This is a genomic window from Aeromonas sp. ZOR0002 (genome assembly GCF_963866995.1).
Taxonomy (GTDB): Bacteria; Pseudomonadota; Gammaproteobacteria; order Enterobacterales; family Aeromonadaceae; genus Aeromonas; species Aeromonas caviae.
Window position 1 is genome coordinate 31,335 of sequence record NZ_CAWMFQ010000398.1, and the last position, 21,714, is coordinate 53,048.

General features: G+C 60.9%; 23 protein-coding genes. 13 read left to right on the top strand and 10 right to left on the bottom strand.

The window, feature by feature from the left end; translation table 11 throughout:
• On the top strand, positions 1 to 95 hold a 95-nt coding region (locus AACR77_RS23225; protein WP_042877846.1), incomplete at its 5' end, for a hypothetical protein.
• Between the two features lie 144 nt (positions 96 to 239).
• Here the strand turns inward: AACR77_RS23225 and AACR77_RS22595 are convergent.
• From AACR77_RS22595 to AACR77_RS22605, 3 genes are all read right to left on the bottom strand, one after another.
• The gene (locus tag AACR77_RS22595) at positions 240 to 1,730 is read right to left on the bottom strand and encodes a SulP family inorganic anion transporter (RefSeq protein ID WP_042877848.1); all 1,491 of its coding nucleotides are present in this window, start codon (positions 1,728 to 1,730) and stop codon (positions 240 to 242) included.
• A gap of 319 nt (positions 1,731 to 2,049) precedes the next feature.
• Complete coding sequence (locus AACR77_RS22600; protein ID WP_042877849.1) at positions 2,050 to 2,625, bottom strand: DJ-1 family glyoxalase III; 576 nt, start codon at positions 2,623 to 2,625, stop codon at positions 2,050 to 2,052.
• A gap of 27 nt (positions 2,626 to 2,652) precedes the next feature.
• Positions 2,653 to 3,600: a ketopantoate reductase family protein gene (locus AACR77_RS22605; protein WP_042877851.1), complete on the bottom strand. Its 948-nt coding sequence runs from the start codon at positions 3,598 to 3,600 to the stop codon at positions 2,653 to 2,655.
• 356 nt (positions 3,601 to 3,956) lie between these two features.
• On the opposite strand from AACR77_RS22605, the gene AACR77_RS22610 reads away from it, so the two are divergent.
• Positions 3,957 to 4,439, top strand: a complete 483-nt coding sequence (locus tag AACR77_RS22610; protein WP_010673357.1) for a YajQ family cyclic di-GMP-binding protein — start codon at positions 3,957 to 3,959, stop codon at positions 4,437 to 4,439.
• 104 nt (positions 4,440 to 4,543) lie between these two features.
• Here AACR77_RS22610 and AACR77_RS22615 read toward each other — a convergent pair whose 3' ends face one another.
• From AACR77_RS22615 to AACR77_RS22640, 6 genes are all read right to left on the bottom strand, one after another.
• The gene (locus AACR77_RS22615; RefSeq protein WP_039040713.1) at positions 4,544 to 5,350 is read right to left on the bottom strand and encodes a nucleoside-specific channel-forming Tsx family protein; all 807 of its coding nucleotides are present in this window, start codon (positions 5,348 to 5,350) and stop codon (positions 4,544 to 4,546) included.
• A 156-nt stretch (positions 5,351 to 5,506) separates the two neighbouring features.
• The gene (locus AACR77_RS22620; RefSeq protein WP_052224721.1) at positions 5,507 to 6,910 is read right to left on the bottom strand and encodes an AmpG family muropeptide MFS transporter; all 1,404 of its coding nucleotides are present in this window, start codon (positions 6,908 to 6,910) and stop codon (positions 5,507 to 5,509) included.
• 85 nt (positions 6,911 to 6,995) lie between these two features.
• Entirely contained in the window at positions 6,996 to 7,325 is a 330-nt protein-coding gene (locus AACR77_RS22625) for a hypothetical protein (protein WP_042877853.1), read from the bottom strand.
• Between the two features lie 114 nt (positions 7,326 to 7,439).
• Positions 7,440 to 7,991, bottom strand: a complete 552-nt coding sequence (locus AACR77_RS22630) for a peptidylprolyl isomerase (RefSeq protein WP_010673361.1) — start codon at positions 7,989 to 7,991, stop codon at positions 7,440 to 7,442.
• Positions 7,992 to 8,005: 14 nt separating this feature from the next.
• Complete coding sequence (locus AACR77_RS22635; RefSeq protein WP_039040711.1) at positions 8,006 to 8,578, bottom strand: YajG family lipoprotein; 573 nt, start codon at positions 8,576 to 8,578, stop codon at positions 8,006 to 8,008.
• Between the two features lie 24 nt (positions 8,579 to 8,602).
• Positions 8,603 to 9,736 carry a methyltransferase gene (locus AACR77_RS22640; protein ID WP_042877855.1) on the bottom strand — a complete coding sequence of 378 codons (1,134 nt, stop codon included), beginning with the start codon at positions 9,734 to 9,736 and terminating at the stop codon, positions 8,603 to 8,605.
• Positions 9,737 to 9,943: 207 nt separating this feature from the next.
• On the opposite strand from AACR77_RS22640, the gene AACR77_RS22645 reads away from it, so the two are divergent.
• The 9 genes from AACR77_RS22645 (at position 9,944) to nqrM (ending at position 17,769) form a co-directional block, all read left to right on the top strand.
• Positions 9,944 to 10,252, top strand: a complete 309-nt coding sequence (locus tag AACR77_RS22645) for a BolA family protein (RefSeq protein ID WP_010673364.1) — start codon at positions 9,944 to 9,946, stop codon at positions 10,250 to 10,252.
• A gap of 419 nt (positions 10,253 to 10,671) precedes the next feature.
• Positions 10,672 to 12,015 carry a Na(+)-translocating NADH-quinone reductase subunit A gene (locus tag AACR77_RS22650; protein WP_029313920.1) on the top strand — a complete coding sequence of 448 codons (1,344 nt, stop codon included), beginning with the start codon at positions 10,672 to 10,674 and terminating at the stop codon, positions 12,013 to 12,015.
• Positions 12,016 to 12,018: 3 nt separating this feature from the next.
• Positions 12,019 to 13,248, top strand: a complete 1,230-nt coding sequence (locus AACR77_RS22655) for an NADH:ubiquinone reductase (Na(+)-transporting) subunit B (protein WP_010673367.1) — start codon at positions 12,019 to 12,021, stop codon at positions 13,246 to 13,248.
• On the top strand, positions 13,238 to 14,026 hold the full coding sequence (locus AACR77_RS22660) for a Na(+)-translocating NADH-quinone reductase subunit C (protein WP_029313922.1): 789 nt from the start codon (positions 13,238 to 13,240) through the stop codon (positions 14,024 to 14,026). The genes AACR77_RS22655 and AACR77_RS22660 overlap by 11 nt, the downstream gene beginning before the upstream one ends.
• A complete protein-coding gene (locus tag AACR77_RS22665; RefSeq protein WP_005303545.1) occupies positions 14,019 to 14,651 on the top strand; it encodes an NADH:ubiquinone reductase (Na(+)-transporting) subunit D in 633 nt (210 codons plus the stop codon). Before AACR77_RS22660 ends, AACR77_RS22665 begins: the two co-directional genes overlap by 8 nt.
• A gap of 3 nt (positions 14,652 to 14,654) precedes the next feature.
• Positions 14,655 to 15,251, top strand: a complete 597-nt coding sequence (gene nqrE / locus AACR77_RS22670; protein WP_005303538.1) for an NADH:ubiquinone reductase (Na(+)-transporting) subunit E — start codon at positions 14,655 to 14,657, stop codon at positions 15,249 to 15,251.
• A gap of 17 nt (positions 15,252 to 15,268) precedes the next feature.
• Entirely contained in the window at positions 15,269 to 16,492 is a 1,224-nt protein-coding gene (nqrF, locus tag AACR77_RS22675) for an NADH:ubiquinone reductase (Na(+)-transporting) subunit F (RefSeq protein WP_010673369.1), read from the top strand.
• 3 nt (positions 16,493 to 16,495) lie between these two features.
• Positions 16,496 to 17,533, top strand: coding sequence for an FAD:protein FMN transferase (locus tag AACR77_RS22680; protein WP_029313924.1), 1,038 nt, complete (start codon positions 16,496 to 16,498; stop codon positions 17,531 to 17,533).
• A gap of 11 nt (positions 17,534 to 17,544) precedes the next feature.
• A complete protein-coding gene (gene nqrM / locus AACR77_RS22685) occupies positions 17,545 to 17,769 on the top strand; it encodes a (Na+)-NQR maturation NqrM (protein ID WP_010673371.1) in 225 nt (74 codons plus the stop codon).
• Positions 17,770 to 17,850: 81 nt separating this feature from the next.
• On the opposite strand, the gene AACR77_RS22690 is transcribed toward nqrM, so the two are convergent.
• A complete protein-coding gene (locus AACR77_RS22690) occupies positions 17,851 to 18,063 on the bottom strand; it encodes a hypothetical protein (protein WP_039040708.1) in 213 nt (70 codons plus the stop codon).
• Between the two features lie 218 nt (positions 18,064 to 18,281).
• On the opposite strand from AACR77_RS22690, the gene dinB reads away from it, so the two are divergent.
• Together dinB and AACR77_RS22700 are read left to right on the top strand one after the other, a co-directional pair.
• A complete protein-coding gene (gene dinB / locus AACR77_RS22695) occupies positions 18,282 to 19,334 on the top strand; it encodes a DNA polymerase IV (protein WP_010673373.1) in 1,053 nt (350 codons plus the stop codon).
• Between the two features lie 67 nt (positions 19,335 to 19,401).
• A complete protein-coding gene (locus AACR77_RS22700) occupies positions 19,402 to 21,537 on the top strand; it encodes a methyl-accepting chemotaxis protein (RefSeq protein ID WP_042877857.1) in 2,136 nt (711 codons plus the stop codon).
• The last annotated feature ends 177 nt before the right edge of the window (positions 21,538 to 21,714 follow it).

Below are 21,714 nucleotides of genomic sequence, written 5' to 3' on the forward strand. Positions count from 1 at the left end.
CCCACGGCGGCAGTGCGGTCTGCCAACCCGGCGGGCGGGGCGGCACCCTGTTCCAGCTTTCCTGGCCCCTCTTGCACCCTGACGGCAGGTCATGACCCCGCATTGCCCCATCGGTTGAGGATAGGCAAGCCGAGGCGCGTGTGTTGACTGTGATCCAACAGCCCAAAAAAAGCCCATCTCATGGGGAGAGACGGGCTTTTTTTATGGCTTGCAGGCAGCGCCCTCATGGGGCGCCGGGATCAATGCTCGGCCAGCAGGGGCTCTCCCTCCTGGCGTTTGTCGTGGATGGCAAAGCGATCGACCAGGGTGGCACTGGCGTCGTTCAGGCCGATGACCGCCACCTCTTTCCCCTCGCGGCGGAACTTGATGACCACCTTGTCGAGGGCCGTGATGGCGGTGATGTCCCAGAAGTGGGCGTGCGTCAGGTCGATGACCACCTTCTCCACTTCCTCCCTGAAATCGAAACTGGCCAGGAACTGCTCGGCGCTGGCAAAGAAGACCTGGCCCCGCACCAGATAGGTACGCACGGCGCCGCTGCGCTCGCTGTCGCTCTTGACCAGCATGACGCGGGCAACCTTGTGGGCGAAGAAGAGAGAGGCGAGCAGCACCCCCACGAAGACCCCGAGTGCCAGGTTGTGGGTCGCGACCACCACGGCGACAGTGGTCACCATCACCAGGTTGGTGGAGAGGGGGTGGCTCTTCAGGTTGCGTACCGACTCCCAGGAAAACGTGCCGATGGAGACCATGATCATCACGGCCACCAGGGCGGCCATGGGGATCTGACGGATCCACTCATCCATGAAGACCACCATCAGGATGAGCAGGGTCCCCGCCACGAAGGTGGAGAGGCGGCCGCGGCCACCGGATTTGATGTTGATGACGGACTGGCCAATCATGGCGCACCCCGCCATGCCTCCCAGCAGACCGGCGCCGATGTTGGCGATCCCCTGACCCTTGCACTCGCGGTTGCGATCGCTTGGGGTGTCGGTCATCTCGTCGACGATGGCTGCCGTCATCATGGACTCGAGCAGTCCCACCACCGCCAGCCCCGCTGAATAGGGGAAGATGATGGCCAGGGTCTCCAGATTGAGGGGCACGTCGGGCCAGAGGAAGACCGGCAGGGTATCGGGCAGCTCGCCCATGTCGCCCACGGTACGGATGTCGATGCCCAGGGTGATGGCCACCGCCGTCAGGACGACGATGCACAGCAGGGGGGAGGGGAGCAGTTTGCCCACCACGGGAACGAGGGGGAACAGATAGATGATGCCAAGCCCGGCCGCGGTCATGGCGTAGACCTGCCAGGTGACGTTGGTGAGTTCGGGCAGCTGGGCCATGAAGATAAGGATGGCCAGGGCGTTGACGAAGCCGGTCACCACGGAGCGGGAGACGAATCGCATCAGGCTGCCGAGCCTGAGGTAGCCCGCCGCTATCTGGAAGAGGCCGGTGAGCAGGGTGGCCGCCAGCAGATACTGCAGGCCATGTTCCTTGACCAGGGTCACCATCAGGAGCGCCATGGCGCCGGTGGCGGCGGAAATCATGCCGGGACGACCGCCGACGAAGGCGATGACCACGGCGATGCAGAAGGAGGCATAGAGGCCGACCTTGGGGTCGACGCCCGCAATGATGGAGAAGGCGATGGCCTCCGGGATCAGCGCCAGGGCGACGACGATGCCTGACAGCAGATCGCCCCGTATGTTGGAGAACCACTCTTGTCTTGCACGTTCCAGCATGGGGATTTTCTCGCTCGTTGAGGATCCATGGCCACAGGCCCGCAAATCAGGGGGAATGGCGGGGATCACAGGGTTGCATTGGCTGTTGATGGCCGGGCAAACCGGCCGGTCGGCATAACCGGAGTCAGGCGGCAGAGGCCGCACAGGGCAGGGTCAGGGCGGCGTGACGGCCACCCCAGAGCACATAACAGGCATAAGGGGCGCATGTTAACAGCCGGTGCCAGGCCGGGGAAGCCCGGATTGTTTTATCTAGCACAAGAGCAGCCAACATAGACCAAGCAAGGGGGCTCTGCCGTTTTCAGAGAAGTGATTGGTGCGATTATGGCAACACCGAAGGGGGCAACACCATGGGGCCTGCGACCGCGCGGGCGGCCTCGTCACCGCGCAGTACCCGTACTATCTCGAGAGCGAACTCGATAGCGGTACCCGGGCCCTGGCTGGTGATCAGGCGATGGGCTTCATCGGTCACTACCCGCGCCGTGCTCAATTGTGTCGCGGGCAGACGGGCCTGAAAGCCCGGATGGCAGGTGGTGCTCGCATCCCCCAGCAAGCCGTGATGGTGCAGTACCACGGCGGGTGCGGCGCAGATGGCGGCGCGCCAGCGGCCGAGGCCTGCCTGCTCCCGTAGCAGGTCGATGGCGAGGGGGGTGTCGCGGATCACTTCGCTGCCGGGCAGACCGCCCGGCACGACCATGGCATCGAAGTCACGGGTGGTCAGCTCGTCGAGATGGCAATCCGCCACCAGTTGCACCCCGCGAGAGGCTCGGATCTGGCGCGCTCCAGTGGGGCAGCAGGAGGCCAGCACCACATCGATGCCACCCCGAACCAGGGTATCGACGATGGCAACCGTCTCTATCTCTTCCGACCCGGGGGCCACCAGTACCAGTACGCTCATCCTGCACTCCTTGCTTGCCAGCTCTGCTCAGCGCTTCTCTTTGACGGCCTGATAGAGGCCCTGATTGACCGGCACCGCGATACCGTGAAGGGCGGCCTTGTTCAGCAGGAAGCCGGTGATGGCTTCGATCTCGGTCTCGCGGCCCTGTTCCATGTCCTGATACATGGAAGAGTAATTGTCGGCGGTGAGCTCCACCACCATCATGACACGGCGCAACAGCTCTTCGCTGCCGGTAGGCTGACCTTCGGCCCGCATGACATCAGCCACTTCCACGCAGATTTGCTGCAGGGCATCGGCAAAACGCGGACCGGCCAATTCGCCGTTCTTGAGCTTGTAGAGCGCGGTGAGGGGATTGATGGCGCAGTTGACGGCGAGTTTCTGCCACTGACGTGTCAGGATCTGCTCATCCCAACCGGCCTGACCCAGGGCGCTGGCCAGCTCGTCGGCGAGGTGGGCATGGGCACGGGCCGCTTCGTTGATTGGGCCCAGCCAGGTCTCCCCCTTGCCGGTGTGGCGGAACACGAAGTGGCCGCTCTGCATGGCGCCATGGCTGGTGACGCCGGCGATCACCGGATTGTCGGGGAAGAGTGCGACCACCTGATCGGCGATCCCCATGCCGTTGTGCAGCAGCACGATGGGCACCCCTGCCGCCAGTTGCCCGACCAGGGGAGTGAGGGCCGATATCACCTGCCCCGCCTTGGTCATCACCAGCAGGCGTTTGATGCTGCCCGGCTTGTCGATGAAGGCGCGTTCGATGGCCAGGAGCTGGGTATGCCCCTCAAGGGAGGTAAAGTCGACGCCGGGGTGCAAGGTGGCACGATGGCGCTCGCGCAGCAGGAGGCGGGTTGCTTGGCCGCTTTGGGTCAACAGGGAGGCGAAGACGCCGCCCAGGGCGCCGCAGCCCAGCAAGGTCCACTCGGGAGAGACAGGGTGACGGCGTGTTTTCAGGTTGTTGTCGCGTAATCCGCTTGGCATGAAGAGGCTCGATCATGGGAAGGGCTGCCATCCTGTCAACCGCCAACCCGGGATAAGGGAAGATGTCGCTTGGTGAATACCTGGAACCGGTATGAGCTGGTTGCCGGGTCGTGCTCAAGGTTCATGCGCAGCCAGGGAGCCTCATGTATGCATGACCATACGGGTGCCTGGGCTGCACTTCACCGAGTGTCGGACCTATCGCGACTGCTCCTGAACGGGTTCTAACGGGTCTCACCATTCCTGTGCGCAGGGGATTCTAGCAGAGCAATCCCATCGAAATCAGCAAATTTGCCCGTTTTCTGGTAGATTTGCCCACCTGTCAGCACAACCTGAAGTACAGCATGAGGAGCCCGGCTATGCCGTCATTCGATATTGTCTCTGAAGTCAAAATGAACGAGGTGTTGAACGCCGTTGATAACGCCAACCGTGAACTGGCGACCCGTTTCGATTTTCGTGGTGTGGAAGCCAGCTTCGAATTGAACAAGGAAGAAGTGAAGCTGGAAGCCGATGCCGATTTCCAGCTCAAGCAGATGGTCGAGATCCTGCGTGGCGCCCTGCTCAAGCGCCAGATCGAGAACAGTTCCATGGATGTGGGTGACAGCGTCCACTCCGGCAAGCGTTTCCACCTGACCGTGAAGTTCAAGCAGGGGATCGACAAGGAAGTGGCCAAGAAGCTGGTGAAGCTCATCAAGGATTCCAAGATCAAGGTGCAGGCCGCCATCCAGGGCGACGAGGTGCGGGTCACCGGCAAGAAGCGCGACGATCTGCAAGAGACCATGGCGCTGGTACGTGGCGCCGAACTGGGCCAGCCGATGCAGTTCCAGAACTTCCGCGATTGATGGCGAACGGGGAGGGCGCGGCTCTCCCCCCACTGCCAGCATGAGGGCATAAAAAAAACCGGAGCAGCTGCTCCGGTTTTTTTGTGTCCGTGTGACGAGTTCGATTAGAACTTGTAGGTTACGGAGAAGTAGTGGCCGAAACCAGTGGTCTTCAGACCGTAGGAACCGTTCTGGATGCCGTAGATGTCGTTGAAGTACTTCAGACCGTAACCGACGGCGTAGCGGTCGGAGTGCCAGTACAGGCCGTTGAACATGGCGGTACCGTCGGTGGAAGTGTCCTTGGCATCAAACAGGTGATCCAGGTAACCCTGATAGGCTACGAAGCTGCCGTTGGAGAAGGTGTAGAAAGGCTTGAACCAGTTCATGGAGAACTGATAGCCGTTCCAGCCCTGCTCGCCACCGCCTTCATTGACGTGACGGGCATACAGGTTCATGCCCATTTTGCCGAACCAGGGCACCATGACGTCTGCACCCAGACCGGTCATGGCTTCAAACAGACCATCCGGACCACCTACGTTGATCAGGTTGGCGATGTAGACTTCCTGCACCGGGCCGAAGGAGAGATCTTTGCCGGTCATGGCATCGATGGAGATGCGCGGTGCAAATTTGATGAACAGGTTGTCCTGGTTGTGCTTGTCGTCGTGACGGTTCTGGAAGATGTCGAATACGTCGACGTAACCGTACAGATCGAAGATACCGGAACGGCCACCAAACTCCATTTCGAAGTAGGTATCGTTGTAACCACCTTCGGACTCAGCGTAGGGCAGCTGGTCGATGGTGTGCATCACGTTGAACTGGAACCACTTGTAGTCGTTCTTGTGGATGTCGCCGCTGTAGTCGGCAGCGAAGGCCGGAGTGGCGGAGGCAGCCAGCAGACCGGCAGCGATCAGAGTCTTGGTAAATTTGGCCATTTTATTGGTCTCTTGTGCGTTAGTTGAGGTTTTCCGTAGCCTGCCCACAAGGAGCGGGAGGGATTCTAGCCAAATAAATTCAGCGGATAAACAAGCACCAGGGAACTTTGTCAGGATTTGTGAATCTAATCACCCCCTAAAATGCGCAAACGCTTGCTATTTGTGCGTTTGTGGTGACAAGGCCCTGCCTCGTTTGGCAACCATGATGATCAGGATCATCACCGGAATGCCGAGCAGACTGGTGCCGATGAAGAAGTGGCTGTAGCCGATCTGCTCCACCACGCGACCGGAAAACCCCGCCAGCAACTTGGGCAGCAATAGCATGATGGAGCTGAACAGGGCGTACTGGGTGGCGGAGAAGGCGACGTTGGTGAGGCTCGATAGATAGGTTACAAACGCAGCCGTGGCGATGCCGGCGCTGAGGTTGTCCAGCGAGATGATCAGAGTCAGCAGCTCCAGGTTGTGGCCCACTTCGTTGAGGAGAGCGAACAGCAGGTTGGTGCTGGCGGTCAGCACGGCGCCGAGGAACAGGATGCGCAGGGTGCCAAAGCGCATCACCAGCACGCCCCCGAGCGCGGCTCCCACCAGCGTCATGATGACGCCATAGACCTTGGTGATGGTGGCCACTTCCGTCTTGCTGAACTGCAGATCCACATAGAAGCTGTTGGACATCACCCCCATCACCACGTCCGAGATGCGATAGCAGGCGATAAGCCCCAGGATCAGCAGGGCCGAGGAGCCGTAGCGGCGGAAGAAGTCGGCGAAGGGACACCAGATGGCCTCGTAGGTCCAGGCCCCCAGCCCGGCCAGCGTGGGGGACCAACCCCGTGCCAGCAGGGTGGCCTTGCGCGCCATCTGCTGCTCGTCCTGACTCTTGAGATCGATCTGCGGCTCGTGACTCATCAGGGTGGTGAGGATGCCAAGAGACATCAGCCCTCCCATCAGCAGATAGGTGAGCTGCCAGCCGCGATAGTCATAGCCGCTGTTGCTGCCGAGCCAGGCCGCCAGCGCAAGCGCCCCCGCTCCCGCCATGATCATGGCGAGTCGATACCCCGTCATATAGGACGCGGCCATGGCCGCCTGCAGCCGCTCGGGAGCGGATTCGATGCGATAGGCGTCGATGACGATGTCCTGGGTGGCAGAGGAGAAGGCCACCAGCAGGGCGAAGAGGGCCAGCTGGGCGAGCTGGGTCTTGGGATCGCAATAGGCCATCCCCACCAGGGAGAGGGCGATCAGCACCTGGGAGAACAGCATCCAGCTGCGTCGCCGCCCAAGCAGCCGTGACAGCAGGGGCAGGGGCAGCCGATCCACCAGGGGCGACCACAGCCACTTGAAACCGTAGGCCAGCGCTACCCAGCTCATGTAGCCAATGTCGGTCAGGCTGACATCCGCTTCGCGCAGCCAGAACGAGAGGGTGCCAAAGACCAGCAGCAAGGGCAGGCCGGAGGAGAATCCCATGGCAAACAGGATGAGTACCCGCGCTTCCAGATAGACGGCGAGGGCATCTCGCCAGCGGGTGGCGCGGCCCGGTGTGTGGCTGGGCGGGCGGAGATTGTTCAACTGCCTGACTCCTCGGGGAAAAGGGGGTCATTTTGTCAGGTTCGGCAGGCGTAGCCAAGGCAAGCCGAGGGGGGAGCGGCAGGTTTCAGGGGCGTGAGCCGATGCAGTGGTGCGGGCAGGGGCCCCCGTCGGCGAGAAAATTGGCGCAGGCCATGAGTTGCAGGCGCAGCGCGTCATCACAAAGGAGGCGCTGCTCATCCCACAGGTGCAGGCTGTGAAGCAGATGCCAGAACACTCCTTCCTGTGCGTTGGCGGGGGTTTTGTCCATGGGGATCACGCAGAGCGCCTGCCAATGGGAGAGGAGCTGCCAGCTCAAGTCCTCCAGCTGCTGGTAGGGAATCTTGCGTGCCAGAAAATGGCGAACCGCCTGGGCCAGCGGGCCGGCGTGTTGGGCTATGTAATCATGACAGGTCACCGGTTCCTCCTTCTGGTTCTGCTCCCCGATGCGTGGCACACATCGGGGAGCAGAGTATAGAAAAAGAGACCGGTGACCCGTTCAGGGACGCGGTGGAATGTGATCCGGGCCGCGTTATTTGTCCGCGAGCAGCACCACTTTCTTCAGGATGATGGGGCTGGTGGGGACGTCGTTGGCACGCAGGATGGAGCTGTAGCCGGTCTGGACCTGGGCCAGTTTGTCCAGCACCTCCATCCCCTTCACGACCTGGCCGAACACGGTGTAACCGGCGCCGGCATTGGCGTTGAGGTTGTCGTTGTCCACCAGATTGAAATAGAACTGGCGAGTGGCGCTGTCGACCGCCTGGGTGCGGGCCATGGCGATGGTGCCGCGCTTGTTGGGCAGGCCGCCTCTGGACTCGTTGACCACGGGATCGAAGGTCGGCAGGGGCTGGAACTGCTGGTTGTAGCCTCCACCCTGCACCACGAAGTTCTGGATCACCCGGTGGAACAGGCTGCCGTCATAGCTGCCGTCTGCCACGTAGCGCAGGAAGTTCTTCACGGTCTGGGGCGCCTGTTTGGGGGCCAGCTCCACGACGATGGTGCCATGGTTGGTCTCCATCTGGACTTTTTGACCGGCAAAAGCCAGGGGGGCGATCAGGGTGACCAGTAACCAGAGTTTCTTCATTTATATGTCCTCGCTCAGCTCGGCTGACCTTTGAGATAACCGCGCAGCGCCTCGTCGGCCATGATCTGCTGCAGCACGCTGCCCAGTTGCTGGTTCAGAGTGGATTCCAGATCGGCCATGCTCGGCTCGCCCGGGCCCTCCTTGCTGGAGGACATGTTGAACTGCTTGGTCAGCTTGCTGCCCTGGAAGTCGGCAATCACCTGCAGGCTGACGCGGGACTTGGTGACATAGGTGAAGGTCTTCTCTTCCACGGTGACGGCGGCAGTGGAGATGGCCAGCGTCAGGTTGGTGGTGCCGCTGTTGCCCACTTCCAGGCCCTGGCTGCGCAGCCCTTCCGCCAGTTTTTCAGCCAGCAGGCTGTTGAGAGGCTGACTGCTGTTCACCAGCACAGGGGCCTTCTCTTTCTTCTTGATGGAGAAGACATAGGCGGCTTCACGCTTGTCCACCCCTTCCATGGTGATGCGGTTGCCGGAGTAATACTGCTGGTTGGAGGGGATGACTTGCGGGTTGAGCAGGGCGCTCTCGGGCCAGTGAGTAGCACAACCGCCTAATACCAGAGCGGCCAGCAGCAAGAGTGACTTTTTCATCATGGGTTTCCTTTAGCTTTATCTTTAGCGTTTGATGGCTTTCAAAATAACGAATTTGCTGTTCGACGCAACGACTTGTGCGTTGCCAAACAGGCGCTTGAGTTTGTTGTGATAGTCCAGATGACGGTTGCCTACTATCCAGAGTTCGCCCCCCTGAGGCAACACCCGATGGGCGTCGCTGAACATCTGCCAGGCGATGTGATCGGTGATCGCCTGCAGCTGATGGAAGGGGGGATTGCAGAGGATCCTGTCCGCTGCCCCGACGGGAACGTCATCGAGACAGTTGTTGACCATGAAGTGGGCACGGGGCAGGGCATCGGGCAGGTTGTGCTCGACGTTGAGCCGTGCGGACGCCACCGCCATCCGGGATTCGTCGATGAAGGTCACCTCCACCTCGCTGTCGCGCGTGAGCAGGGAGAGCCCGAGCACGCCATTGCCACATCCCAGATCGATCACCCTGCGGGCACTGTGGATGGGCAGGTTGTCCAGCATGAAGCGGGCGCCGATATCCAGGCTCGTGCGCGAGAACACGTTGGCATGGTTGTGGATGAGCATGTCGGTGCCTTCCAGCGGCCAGACGGTCGGGAAGGGACTGGTCAGGGACGGGCGCTCGGCGGCCGGGGTGCAATGAATGAGGCGTGCCTTCTTCCAGGCGAGCGAGGTGCGGGTCTCCCCCAGATACTTTTCGAACAGCTTGAGGGTGGAGGTGTGGATGTCCTTGGCCTTGCCGGCAGCAATGATGCGGGTCGCAGGGGTCACGACCCCGCGCAGGGCAAGCAGTTGCTGCTCCAGCAGCGCCTGATACTTGGAGACCTTGATCACCACCAGGGCGGGGGCATCGGGCAGGGGGGCCAGCGCATCCTGCAGGGTGATGGCGTGGGGAGCCAGCCCGTTTTCCGCCAGGTTGGCCAGGGTGGCCCGCTCGCTGATGTGGGAGTCGGTCACGCAGACGGGGGCGTGGGCATGCAGATAGCCTGCCAGGGCGCCGAAGCCGTCGTTCATGATGATGACGGGGCCGTCAGGTGCCTGCTGCGATTCGGCAAGGTGGCTTATCAGGTACTCGTCCGCCGCATCCCAGGCCTGCAGAGGGTCCTGGCTCTGCCGCGGGTAACGATACAGGGTCAGGCGGCAGTGGGCCGTGTCGAGCAGGGTTTGCATAGGCAAGAGTCCAACGTGTGATTGATGAATGGCGACCGTCTGCCCCGTGTTGCCCGGCAGCGGTGAAAGTGGCGCTATTCTAGCGGCGGCGGAGAAATTCACCAGTCCGGTACGGCGAGAGCGAGCGGATCCTTCGTACCTGATGCATCGGGCGCACAACCCTGGCTACAATGGCCGGATATTCAACGAGGAGTCCTTACCGTGAGCATGCAACAACAGATAGAGGCCAAGCTGGCCGCCGCGCTCTCCCCGAGCCACCTGGAAGTGATCAATGAAAGCTACATGCACAGGGTGGCACCGGGCTCCGAAAGCCACTTCAAGGTAGTCGTGGTGAGCCAGGCGTTTGAGGGACAGCGTTTGCTGGGGCGCCATCGTCAGGTGAACGGGGTGCTGGCCGACGAGCTGGCGGGAGCCATTCATGCATTGGCGTTGCATACCTATACCGAATCCGAGTGGCAGGCCAGGGAGCAGGCGCCAAAGACGCCGGGTTGCGTCAGCAAATCCCCCTTTGCGTGAGCCGTTGGACCTTCTGATGGCGCCTTCCTCGGGCCATTAACAACGCTATCACGAATGGTGTGCCGCCAGGGATGAGGGGTGTAGCATTATTTTTTCTAATCCTTTTCCTTACGCCTGAAAAATACCTCTATATGGTTAGTTTTGCGAAAAGTCCTTTAAAACCACGGTTTGCAAGGACGTGCGCGAAATATTCAGTGAAGGTTAATTTTGTGATAGGGCGGGGATTTTCCCCATTTGGCGTGGCGGCTAACTCGCCTAAGGTGGTAAACTCAGGCGCTTTTGAATGATCCTGTATGTTGCTGATTTGTTTATTTCTTCGACAGCTTTCCGCGATGTTGACGGGCTCATTCAACAACTCGTCGTGATGTATTTCTCGGCGCTAACCAACCTGTCTTCCCTTAACGGTAGTGCAAGTGAGTATGATTACAATTAAAAGAGGACTGGACATCCCCGTGCTGGGTGCTCCGGAGCAAGTAATCTACGATGGCCCGGCCATCACCCGTGTTGCTACACTCGGCGAAGAGTTCGTGGGGATGCGTCCTACTATGTTTGTCAAAGTAGGTGATCGCGTCATTAAAGGTCAGGAGCTCTTCGAAGATAAGAAGAATCCCGGCGTTAAATTCACGGCCCCTGCCACCGGTGTGGTTTCTGAGATCAACCGTGGTGCCAAGCGTGTTCTCCAGTCCGTCGTCATCGACATCGATGGGTCCGACGAGCAGGTGACCTTTGAGCATTTTGCCTCCGCCGAGCTGGCACAGCTCGAGCGTAGCAAGGTGCAGGAGATCCTGGTCGCATCAGGCCAATGGACCGCGCTGCGTACCCGCCCATTCAGCAAGGTGCCGGCCGTGGGCTCCACCCCGCGCGCCATCTTCGTTACCGCCATGGACACCAACCCGTTGGCCGCCAGTGCGGAGCTGATCATCAAGGAGCAGGCCCAGGCCTTCCTCGACGGTCTGGCCGTGCTGACCCGCCTGACCGATGGTACCGTCCACGTCTGCAAGGGCGAAGCCAGCCTGCCGCACTCCTCCCTGGCCCAGGTCAAGGAAGCAGTGTTCGTCGGTCCGCATCCCGCCGGTCTGCCGGGCACCCACATCCACTTCCTGGATCCGGTCGGTGCCAACAAGGTGCAGTGGCACATCAACTATCAGGACGTGATCGCTTACGGCAAGCTGTTCACCACCGGCCAGATCTTCACCGACAAGGTGATCTCCCTGGCTGGCCCGAACGTCATCAAGCCGCGTCTGCTGCGTACCCGTCTGGGTGCCAGCCTCAGCCAGCTGACCAACAACGAGCTGCGTGCGGACGAAAACCGCATCATCTCCGGTTCCCTGCTGAGCGGTGCCAAGGCCGAAGGGGTCCATGACTACCTGGGTCGCTTCCACAACCAGGTGAGCGTGCTGGGCGAAGGCCGTGAGAAAGAGTTCATGGGCTGGGTCAAACCCAGTGCCAACAAGTTCTCCATCACCCGTACCACCCTCTCTCACCTGATGAAGGGCAAACTCATCAACTTCACTACCACCACCAACGGTAGTGATCGCTCCATGGTGCCTATCGGCAACTATGAGCGTGTGATGCCGCTCGACATCCTGCCGACCCTGCTGCTGCGGGATCTGATCTCCGGTGACACCGACAGCGCGCAGGCGCTCGGATGCCTGGAGCTGGATGAGGAAGATTTGGCGCTCTGTACCTTCGTCTGCCCCGGCAAGACAGAGTACGGCCCCGTCTTGCGTGAGTGCCTGACCAAGATCGAACTGGAAGGTTAAGCGATGAGTTTCAAGCAACTTCTTGAAAATATGGAACATCACTTCGAGCCGGGTGGCAAGTACGCCAAGTACTATGCCCTGTTCGAAGCGGCGTACACCCTGTTTTATACCCCGGGTTCCGTGACCCGCAATGCCGCCCACGTCCGTGATGCGATCGATCTGAAGCGCATGATGATCATGGTGTGGCTGGCCGTGTTCCCGGCCATGTTCTGGGGCATGTACAACGTCGGCAACCAGTCCATCGCCGCCATCGCCCACATGGGCAGCGCGGCCGGTGCCGATTCCTGGCAATACGCCCTGGCCACCCTGTTCGGTGCCTCGCTGGATCCGGCCGTCGCCGGCATCGGCAGCAAGATGCTGATCGGTGCGGCGCACTTCTTCCCGATCTACATCACCGTCTTCATCGTCGGTGGTTTCTGGGAAGTGCTGTTCGCCATGGTGCGCAAGCACGAGATCAACGAAGGCTTCTTCGTGACCTCCATCCTGTTCGCCCTGATCGTGCCGCCCGAGCTGCCCCTGTGGCAAGCTGCCCTGGGTATCACCTTCGGTGTGGTGCTGGCCAAGGAAGTGTTCGGTGGTACCGGCAAAAACTTCCTGAACCCGGCGCTGGCGGGTCGTGCCTTCCTGTTCTTCGCCTACCCGGGTCAAATCTCCGGTGATGCGGTCTGGGTTGCCGTTGACGGCTTCTCCGGCGCAACCGCACTGAGCCAGTGGGCCCAGGGCGGCCAGATGGCGCTGATCAACGGTGCCACCGGTGAAGCCATCAGCTGGATGGACGCCTTCCTTGGCAACCTGCCCGGTTCCATCGGTGAAGTTTCCACCCTGATGATCCTCATCGGCGCAGCCATGATCGTCTACATGCGCATAGCCTCCTGGCGCATCATCGCTGGCGTCATGGTCGGCATGGTCGCGACCTCCCTGCTGTTCAACGTCATCGGTTCCGATACCAACCCCATGTTCAGCATGCCGTGGCACTGGCACCTGGTGCTGGGTGGCTTCGCGTTCGGCATGGCCTTCATGGCGACCGACCCCGTTTCCGCTGCCTTCACCAACAAGGGCAAGTGGTGGTATGGCGCCCTGATCGGCGTGATGGTGGTGCTGATCCGGGTAGTGAACCCCGCATTCCCGGAAGGCATGATGCTGGCCATTCTGTTCGCCAACCTGTTTGCCCCCTTGTTTGACCATTTCGTGGCGCAGGCGAACATCAAGCGGAGGATCGCACGTGGCGTTTAATAAAGACTCTACTACCGGCACCCTCGCCGTAGTGACCGGTCTGTGTCTGGTCTGCTCCATCGTGGTCTCCGTGGCTGCCGTGGGTCTGCGTCCGGCCCAGCTGGAAAACAAGGCACTGGACAAGCAAAGCAACATCCTGTCCGTCGCCGGCGTCGACATCAGCGCCGTGGCCAAGCGTGATCTGGCCCAGCTCTATGGCGACAAGATTGAAGCGCGTCTGGTGGATCTGACCAGCGGTGAGTTCGTTGACGGCGACGCCGACAACTTCGACACCAAAGTCGCCGCCAAGGATCCGGCCAAGAGCATCCGTCTGGCCCCGGCCGACGACAAGGCCGGCCTGCGTCAGATCTCCAAGCTGGTTCCCGTGTTCTTCGCGAAAGATGCCGAAGGCAAGGTCGACAACATCATCCTGCCGATCTACGGCCAGGGTCTGTGGTCCACCATGTATGCCTTCGTAGCGGTCGCGGCCGACGGTCAGACCATCAAGGGCATCACCTACTATGACCACGGTGAAACCCCGGGTCTGGGTGGCGAGATCGAGAACCCGGCCTGGCGCGAGCTGTTCGTCGGCAAGAAGCTGTTCGACCAGAACGGTCAGCCTGCGCTGCGGGTGATCAAGGGCCATGCTCCGGCTGGTTCCGAGCATGAAATCGACGGCCTGTCTGGTGCAACCCTGACCGGTAATGGTGTACAGCACACCTTCGACTTCTGGATGGGCCCCAAGGGCTTCGGTCCCTTCCTGGCCAAGGTACGTGCAGGAGAAATCAACAATGGCTGACAAGAGCGAAATGAAAAAGTTGCTGTTGACGCCTGTGCTCGGCAACAACCCCATCGCACTGCAGGTGCTGGGTGTCTGTTCCGCGCTGGCCGTTACCAGCCAGATGAAGACGGCGTTCGTGATGACGCTGGCCGTTACCGCGGTCACCGCCTTCTCCAACCTGTTCATCTCTCTGATCCGCAACCAGATCCCTAACAGCGTGCGGATCATCGCCCAGATGGCGGTGATTGCCTCGCTGGTTATCGTGGTTGACCAGGTGCTCAAGGCGTATGCCTACGACATCTCCAAGCAACTGTCGGTGTTCGTCGGTCTCATCATCACCAACTGTATCGTGATGGGTCGTGCCGAAGCCTACGCCATGAAGAGTGCCCCGCTGCCCTCCTTCCTGGACGGTATCGGCAACGGTCTGGGTTATGGCGCCGTGCTGCTGACCGTGGCCACCGTGCGCGAGATCCTGGGTTCCGGCACCTGGTTCGGCATCGAGCTGCTGCCGCTGGTGAACAATGGTGGCTGGTATGTGCCCAACGGCCTGCTGCTGCTGCCGCCGAGTGCGTTCTTCATCATTGGTCTGATCATCTGGGGCGTGCGCACCAAGGATCCCAAGCAGGTGGAGGCGAAGGATTAAGGTATGGAACACTATATCAGTCTGTTGATTCGCTCGATCTTCATCGAGAACCTGGCGCTCTCCTTCTTCCTGGGGATGTGTACCTTCCTGGCGGTGTCCAAGAAGGTCAAGACCGCCATGGGCCTGGGGATTGCCGTTATCGTGGTTCAGACCGTGGCCGTCCCGGCCAACAACCTGATCTACAACTACGTGCTCAAAGACGGTGCCTTGGTATCCGGTCTGGATCTGAGCTTCCTGAGCTTCATCACCTTCATCGGGGTGATCGCGGCCCTGGTACAGATCCTGGAGATGGCCCTGGACAAGTACTTCCCGGCCCTCTACAACGCCCTCGGTATCTTCCTGCCGCTCATCACCGTGAACTGCGCCATCTTCGGCGGCGTCTCCTTCATGGTGCAGCGTGACTACAACTTCGTTGAGTCCGTGGTCTATGGCGTGGGTTCGGGTGCAGGCTGGATGCTGGCCATCGTCGCGATGGCAGGGATCCGCGAGAAGATGAAATATTCCGATGTTCCGGAAGGCCTGCGTGGCCTTGGCATCACCTTCATCACCGCGGGTCTGATGGCGCTGGGCTTCATGTCCTTCTCTGGTATTTCCCTGTAATCGGAAAGGAAATATAGATGGAAATTATTCTGGGTGTGGTCATGTTCACCGTGATCCTGCTGGCCTTGGTGGCAGTCATTCTGTTCGCCAAGTCCAAGCTGGTGACCGCCGGTGACGTGACAATCAGCATCAACGGCGACCCGGCCAAGGCTGTGACCAGCCCGGCGGGTGGCAAGCTGCTTGGCGTGCTCGCCGGCAGTGGTATCTTCGTCTCCTCCGCCTGTGGTGGCGGTGGCTCCTGTGGTCAGTGCAAGGTGCGCGTGAAATCCGGCGGCGGCGACATCCTGCCGACCGAGCTGGATCACATCAGCAAGGGCGAAGCCCGTCATGGCGAGCGTCTGGCCTGTCAGGTCACCGTTCGTTCCGACATGGACATCGAACTGCCGGAAGAGATCTTCGGCGTGAAGAAGTGGGACTGTACCGTCATCTCCAATGACAACAAGGCCACCTTCATCAAGGAGCTCAAGCTGCAGATCCCGGATGGCGAGAGCGTGCCGTTCCGCGCCGGTGGTTATATCCAGATCGAAGCGCCGGCTCACCACGTGCAGTACAAGAACTTCGATATTCCCGAGGAGTATCGTGGCGACTGGGATCGCTTCAAGATCTTCGAGCTGGAGTCCAAGGTCAACGAGCCGATCATCCGTGCCTACTCCATGGCGAACTATCCGGAAGAGTTCGGCATCATCATGCTGAACGTGCGGATCGCCACTCCGCCGCCCAGCAACTGGACTGCTCCTCCCGGCCAGATGTCTTCCTACATCTTCAGCCTGAAGGCCGGTGACAAGGTGACCATCTCCGGTCCGTTCGGCGAGTTCTTCGCCAAGGACACCGACGCCGAAATGGTGTTCGTCGGTGGTGGTGCGGGTATGGCGCCGATGCGCTCCCACATCTTCGACCAGCTGCGCCGTCTGAAGACCAAGCGCAAGATGAGCTTCTGGTACGGTGCCCGTTCCAAGCGCGAGATGTTCTATGTCGAAGACTTCGACATGCTGCAGGCCGAGAACGACAACTTCCAGTGGCACGTCGCCCTGTCCGATCCGCAACCGGAAGACAACTGGGATGGCTACACCGGCTTCATCCACAACGTGTTGTTCGAGAACTACCTCAAGAACCACGAGGCGCCTGAGGATTGCGAGTTCTACATGTGCGGGCCTCCCGTGATGAACGCCGCCGTCATCAACATGCTGAAAAACCTCGGTGTTGAAGACGAGAACATCCTGCTGGATGACTTCGGTGGTTAATCCATGCACAGCGTTGTAAAGACCTGGCTAGCCTTCGGGCTAGCCTTTTTCTTGACTGGGTGCGGTCAGGAAACGGTCCAATCCAAGCCGGAGATCCACATCACCGGCAGCACCATGGGTACCTACTACTCCATCAAGGTGGCAGATAGCGCCGTTCAGGATGCCGCCAGGCTGCAAGCCGAGGTCGACGTCTTGCTGGAGCGGGTCAACGATCAGATGTCGACCTATCGCCCGGATTCCGAGCTGTCACGCTTCAACCAGCACAAGAGCAATACCCCTGTGGTGGTTTCCCGCGATACCGCGCGGGTGGTGACCGAGGCCATTCACATTGGCCGCGAGAGCCGCGGGGCGCTGGACGTCACCGTCGGTCCTCTGGTCAATCTGTGGGGCTTTGGGCCGGATGCCAGACCGACCAAGGTGCCGTCCGACGAGCTGATCGCCCAGACCCGGCAGAAGACGGGCCTTGGCAATCTGCATGTGATAACCTCTGCCGATGCCGATACCCTGCAAAAGGACATCCCGGACCTCTACGTGGATCTCTCCGCTATTGCCAAGGGGTTTGGCGTGGACAAGGTGGCCGAGTACCTGGAGTCCCAGGGGGCGCGCAACTATCTGGTGGAGATCGGCGGCGAGCTGCGCATCAATGGTGTCAACGGCAAGGGGCATCCCTGGCGTGTCGCCATCGAGAAGCCGACCGTCAATGCCGGTTCCGTACAGGAGGTGATCCTGCCCGGTGACAACGGGGTGGCCACCTCGGGCGAGTACCGCAACTATTACGAGCTGGACGGCAAGCGCTTCTCCCACACCATGGATCCGCTGACGGGCAAGCCCATCCAGCACCGCCTGGTGTCGGTGACCGTCATCCACCCTTCCTGCATGACTGCAGACGGGTTGGCGACCGTGTTCATGGTCATGGGGCCGGAGAAGAGCCTGGCCTATGCCAAGGAACGGGGGCTGGCCATCTTCACCATCACCAAGACGGATGACGGGTTCGAAGAGGCCTATTCGGATGCCTTCAAACCATATCTGGTCAAGAAGTAAGGGGTAACTACATGCAGATCTTTCTGATCACCTTCGGGGTGTTTCTGATGGTCGTGGTGGCCATGGCCATCGGCTACATTTTCCAGCGCAAGTCCATCTCCGGCTCCTGTGGCGGCCTGGGTTCCATCGGGATCGAGAAGGAGTGTGACTGCCCGGAGCCCTGCGACAACCGCAAGAAGAAGATGGCCAAGGAAGAGGCCCGTCGCAAGATGCTGGTGGACAACCGCATCATCTAACGGCGGATATCGCTCTGAAGGCAGCCTTGCAACGAAACGAGCCGACCCCTGGGTCGGCTCGTTTTTATATGTGGCATGGGGTCAGTAGTCATATTGGCTGCATGCCTTTGCCTTGAACTCTTTCTTTCGCTTTGCCAGCTCCTCCCTGGTGCCCAGTTCATCCCCCTGCCTGATGGCGGTTTCCAGTATCTCGATGCGCTTGTACAGCCAGCTGCATTCGGCCGTCGGGTGATCCTTGGCCATGGTCGCTAGCGGCAACAGCAGCAGGCAGAGCCCCGCCCGGATGATGCTCATGCTTCTCCTCCTTGAGTCTCGTGTGGATGTGGCCTTGAGAGTCTATGCCGCCGCGCCCGCGCGCAGACTGGCAGAAATGACAGGCTTGGGGTAGCATGGAACGTCCAACTGGTTATCCATACAGTATTTTTGGCGTTCGACATGTCTCCTCGCCGGATGCCCAGGGTCTATCCCTATGATCTGTTCGGGAGGCTGTCGACACAGCAACAGACACGGCCATGCGCAAGATCATTCACATCGACATGGACTGCTTCTTCGCCGCGGTGGAGATGCGGGACAACCCGGCCCTCAGGGAGGTGCCGCTCGCCATTGGTGGCGCCGCCGACCGACGCGGGGTCATCTCCACCTGCAACTACGTGGCGCGCCGCTTCGGGGTGCGCTCCGCCATGCCGAGCGCCCTGGCCAGAAAGCTTTGTCCGCCATTGGTGCTGATCCCCGGGCGGATGGCCGTCTACAAAGAAACTTCACGCCAGTTGCGCGCCATCTTCCTGCGCTACACCGAGCAGGTGGAGCCGCTCTCCCTCGATGAAGCCTATCTCGACGTGACCCAGAGTCCCCGCTGCGGTGGCAGCGCCACCCTGATGGCGGCGGAGATCCGCGCCGCCATCAGCGCCGAGCTTGGGCTGACTGCCTCGGCCGGTGTGGCGCCGAACAAGTTTCTGGCCAAGCTCGCCTCGGAGCAGCGCAAGCCTGATGGCCTGTTCGTCATCCGCCCCCAGGAGGTGGACGAGTTCGTGCGTCAGCTCCCCCTAGGCAAGCTGCCCGGCATCGGCCGCAAGACGGCAGAGCGGCTGGAGTCCCTCGGGCTGTATTCGTGCGAAGATGCCCGCCAGCTCGGCAACGAGGAGCTGATCGCCCGTTTCGGCAAGCTCGGGGAGATGCTGGCCGGCCGCATCTGGGGGCATGACGATCAGCCGGTGCAGGCCCGACGGGTGCGCAAGAGCATCGGAGTAGAGACGACGCTCGCCAGCGATGTGCTGGACGAGGACGCCTGCTGGCAGGTGCTCAGCCGGCTCATTCCCGAGCTGGAGCAGCGTTTTGCCAAGGCCTGCCCTGCGGAAATGCTGATGGGGCAGGGGATCAAGTTGAAGTTTGCCGATTTTCACCAGACCACCGTCTATCGCAAGGGGAGTTATCAGGCGGCCCGTTTCCACGATCTGCTGCACGAGGGACTGCAACGGGCTCAAGGAAAGCCCATTCGCCTGCTCGGTCTGGTCGTTGGTTTGCCCGGAGCGGGTGAAATCAATCAATTAAGCCTGGATCTCTGCTGATTTAGTTAAGTTTTTGTATCCAAAACCGATACAGTGTTCACATCTGTAGACGTTAGGAAATAGTGGCATGAGTTCTCTTTCTGTTCAGGGACGGATCACCCTGATCGCCGGTTGCTGTCTGCTGGCCAGTGCCGTCGCGCTGGTGGCTTCTTCTCTTTTCAACGCGGCCCGCATGCAGGAGCAGGTGCTCACCTCCACCACCCTGGAGGGGCAGCACGCGGCAGAAAACTGGATGCAGGCCATGGGGGCGACCCAGGCAGCCCGGGTGACCAGCTACCTCGATGAGGCTTACTTCAGGGCTACCCTGCTTGCCGAGGGCATCTTGTTCCAGCGCAAGAACGCGGCCGACAACTTCGTTCACTCCGAGGCGCTGCGCAATGCCGTCAACCAGCAGTTGCAGGATGCGGCGGAGTCGTCAGCGAACCTGCTCGGTGTCTATGCGGTATTCGAACCCAACCAGCTCGACGGGGAGGATGACAACTATCAGGGGTCGACGGCGCTCGGCGCCAACGACAAGGGGCGTTTTTCCAGCTATTGGGCCAGGGTCGACGGCAAGGTCAACCTGGAGGTGATGGACGAGGCGATGCTGGCCAACGACAAGCCCTCCGGACACGGCGGTCTTGAGAACGACTGGTACAGTTGCAGCATCCGCAACAAGGCGCTCTGTCTGCTCGAGCCCTATGTGGACGAGGTGGGGACCCAGCAGGTGTTGATGACCTCGGTGACCGTGCCGCTGCTGGACCAAGGCTCCCTGCTTGGCATGGTGGGGGTCGACATCTCCCTGGGGACCCTGCAGAGTCTGGTGGAAGAGATGGGCCGGACCCTCTACAAGGGGCAGGGCAAGGTGCTTCTGCTCAGCAGTGAAGGGCGGGTGGCCGGCGTGGAAGGGTTCCCGGTCGCCCTTGGCAATCTGCTGGAGCAGCAAGGGCTGGCGCAGGATCTCAAGGGGTGGCTGACCAAGGGAGATGTGGTGACGCGCTGGAGCCCGGATGGCGCACTGTTGCAGACCTTCGTGCCGGTCAGCATGCGCGGTACGGATCGCAAGTGGGGCATCTATATCGAGCTGCCCCGCGCCGTGGTGCTCGCCTCGGCCCTGCAACTGCAAGGGGAGCTTGAGGATCAGGCCCAGCGCAGCGTGGCCACCCAGCTCACCATAGGTGGCGGGATTTCGGCGCTCGCCCTGCTCTGCATCTGGCTGATGGCCCAGCGCATCGTGGCGCCCATCCGCGCCGTGGTGGCACGCCTCAAGGACATCGCCAGCGGGGAGGGGGATCTCACCCAGCGCATCGATCTGCGCAGGGATGACGAGATAGGCGAGCTGGCCAAGTGGTTCAACAACTTCCTGGACAAGCTGCAATCCACCATCAGCCAGGTGATCGACACCGTTGCGGGCACTCGGGCCAGTGCGGCCCTGGCGGCGCAAGGGGCAGCCCGTACCAGCGCCGGCATGCAGTCCCAGTATCAGGAGGTGGATCTGGTGGCGACCGCGTTTGAAGAGTTGAGCGCTACCGCCCTGCAGGTCGCCGGCAATGCCAATGCGGCGGTGGCGGCGGCCGATGAGGCCGACACGGCGGCCCAGGAGGGCAAGTCCGTGGTGGCGCAGACCCAGGAGGCCATGTCCAGACTGATGACGGTGATAAGCGACGCCAAACCAGTGGTGGAACACCTCTCCGCCAACAGCGACAACATCAACGACATCCTGGTGGTGATCCAGGGGATTGCCGAGCAGACCAACCTGCTGGCCCTGAACGCGGCCATCGAGGCGGCCCGAGCCGGTGAGCAGGGGCGCGGTTTTGCGGTGGTCGCCGACGAGGTGCGCAACCTGGCGGGCCGAACCCAGAACGCCATCGTCGAGATCCAGAACCTCATCGGCCAGTTACAGTCAGGGACGGAGGCGGTGGTGAAGGCGATCCTGACCGGTCATCACCAGGCGGATCTGACCCTCACCAAGGTGGAGCAGTCGGTCAGCGTGCTGGAGCAGATCATCCAGGCTGTCGGCACCATCCACCAGATGAACGAGCAGATCGCGAGGGCCGCGCAGGAGCAGAGCGGAGTGGCGGGCGAGATCAATCGCAACGTCAGCAACATTCGCGATGTGAGCCATACCATTCGGGCGGAAGCGGCGACCTCCGCCGACAACGGGCGCGAGCTGTCGCAACTGGCGGACAAGCAGCAGCAACTGGTGGGCCAGTTCCGGGTGTAGGGGAGGATAAGAAAAAAGGCGCCATCCAACCGGAGGCGCCAAACACATTCAGATGACAGACTGGGTTAAATCGACCTGATTTAGCCCTTCTTCCCGCAGAGGAAGAAACACAACACCACAATCACTGTCGACTCACTCACAAAAACCACATGAAAACCAACATGGAAGAGAAGGTGT

Coding starts and splice junctions, on each gene's coding strand:
- AACR77_RS22595 (WP_042877848.1), bottom strand. CDS start 1,730: ATGCTGGAACGTGCAAGACAAGAGTGGTTCTCCAACATACGGGGCGAT.
- AACR77_RS22600 (WP_042877849.1), bottom strand. CDS start 2,625: ATGAGCGTACTGGTACTGGTGGCCCCCGGGTCGGAAGAGATAGAGACG.
- AACR77_RS22605 (WP_042877851.1), bottom strand. CDS start 3,600: ATGCCAAGCGGATTACGCGACAACAACCTGAAAACACGCCGTCACCCT.
- AACR77_RS22610 (WP_010673357.1), top strand. CDS start 3,957: ATGCCGTCATTCGATATTGTCTCTGAAGTCAAAATGAACGAGGTGTTG.
- AACR77_RS22615 (WP_039040713.1), bottom strand. CDS start 5,350: ATGGCCAAATTTACCAAGACTCTGATCGCTGCCGGTCTGCTGGCTGCC.
- AACR77_RS22630 (WP_010673361.1), bottom strand. CDS start 7,991: ATGAAGAAACTCTGGTTACTGGTCACCCTGATCGCCCCCCTGGCTTTT.
- AACR77_RS22635 (WP_039040711.1), bottom strand. CDS start 8,578: ATGAAAAAGTCACTCTTGCTGCTGGCCGCTCTGGTATTAGGCGGTTGT.
- AACR77_RS22640 (WP_042877855.1), bottom strand. CDS start 9,736: ATGCAAACCCTGCTCGACACGGCCCACTGCCGCCTGACCCTGTATCGT.
- AACR77_RS22645 (WP_010673364.1), top strand. CDS start 9,944: ATGCAACAACAGATAGAGGCCAAGCTGGCCGCCGCGCTCTCCCCGAGC.
- AACR77_RS22650 (WP_029313920.1), top strand. CDS start 10,672: ATGATTACAATTAAAAGAGGACTGGACATCCCCGTGCTGGGTGCTCCG.
- AACR77_RS22655 (WP_010673367.1), top strand. CDS start 12,019: ATGAGTTTCAAGCAACTTCTTGAAAATATGGAACATCACTTCGAGCCG.
- AACR77_RS22665 (WP_005303545.1), top strand. CDS start 14,019: ATGGCTGACAAGAGCGAAATGAAAAAGTTGCTGTTGACGCCTGTGCTC.
- nqrE (WP_005303538.1), top strand. CDS start 14,655: ATGGAACACTATATCAGTCTGTTGATTCGCTCGATCTTCATCGAGAAC.
- nqrF (WP_010673369.1), top strand. CDS start 15,269: ATGGAAATTATTCTGGGTGTGGTCATGTTCACCGTGATCCTGCTGGCC.
- AACR77_RS22680 (WP_029313924.1), top strand. CDS start 16,496: ATGCACAGCGTTGTAAAGACCTGGCTAGCCTTCGGGCTAGCCTTTTTC.
- nqrM (WP_010673371.1), top strand. CDS start 17,545: ATGCAGATCTTTCTGATCACCTTCGGGGTGTTTCTGATGGTCGTGGTG.
- AACR77_RS22690 (WP_039040708.1), bottom strand. CDS start 18,063: ATGAGCATCATCCGGGCGGGGCTCTGCCTGCTGCTGTTGCCGCTAGCG.
- dinB (WP_010673373.1), top strand. CDS start 18,282: ATGCGCAAGATCATTCACATCGACATGGACTGCTTCTTCGCCGCGGTG.
- AACR77_RS22700 (WP_042877857.1), top strand. CDS start 19,402: ATGAGTTCTCTTTCTGTTCAGGGACGGATCACCCTGATCGCCGGTTGC.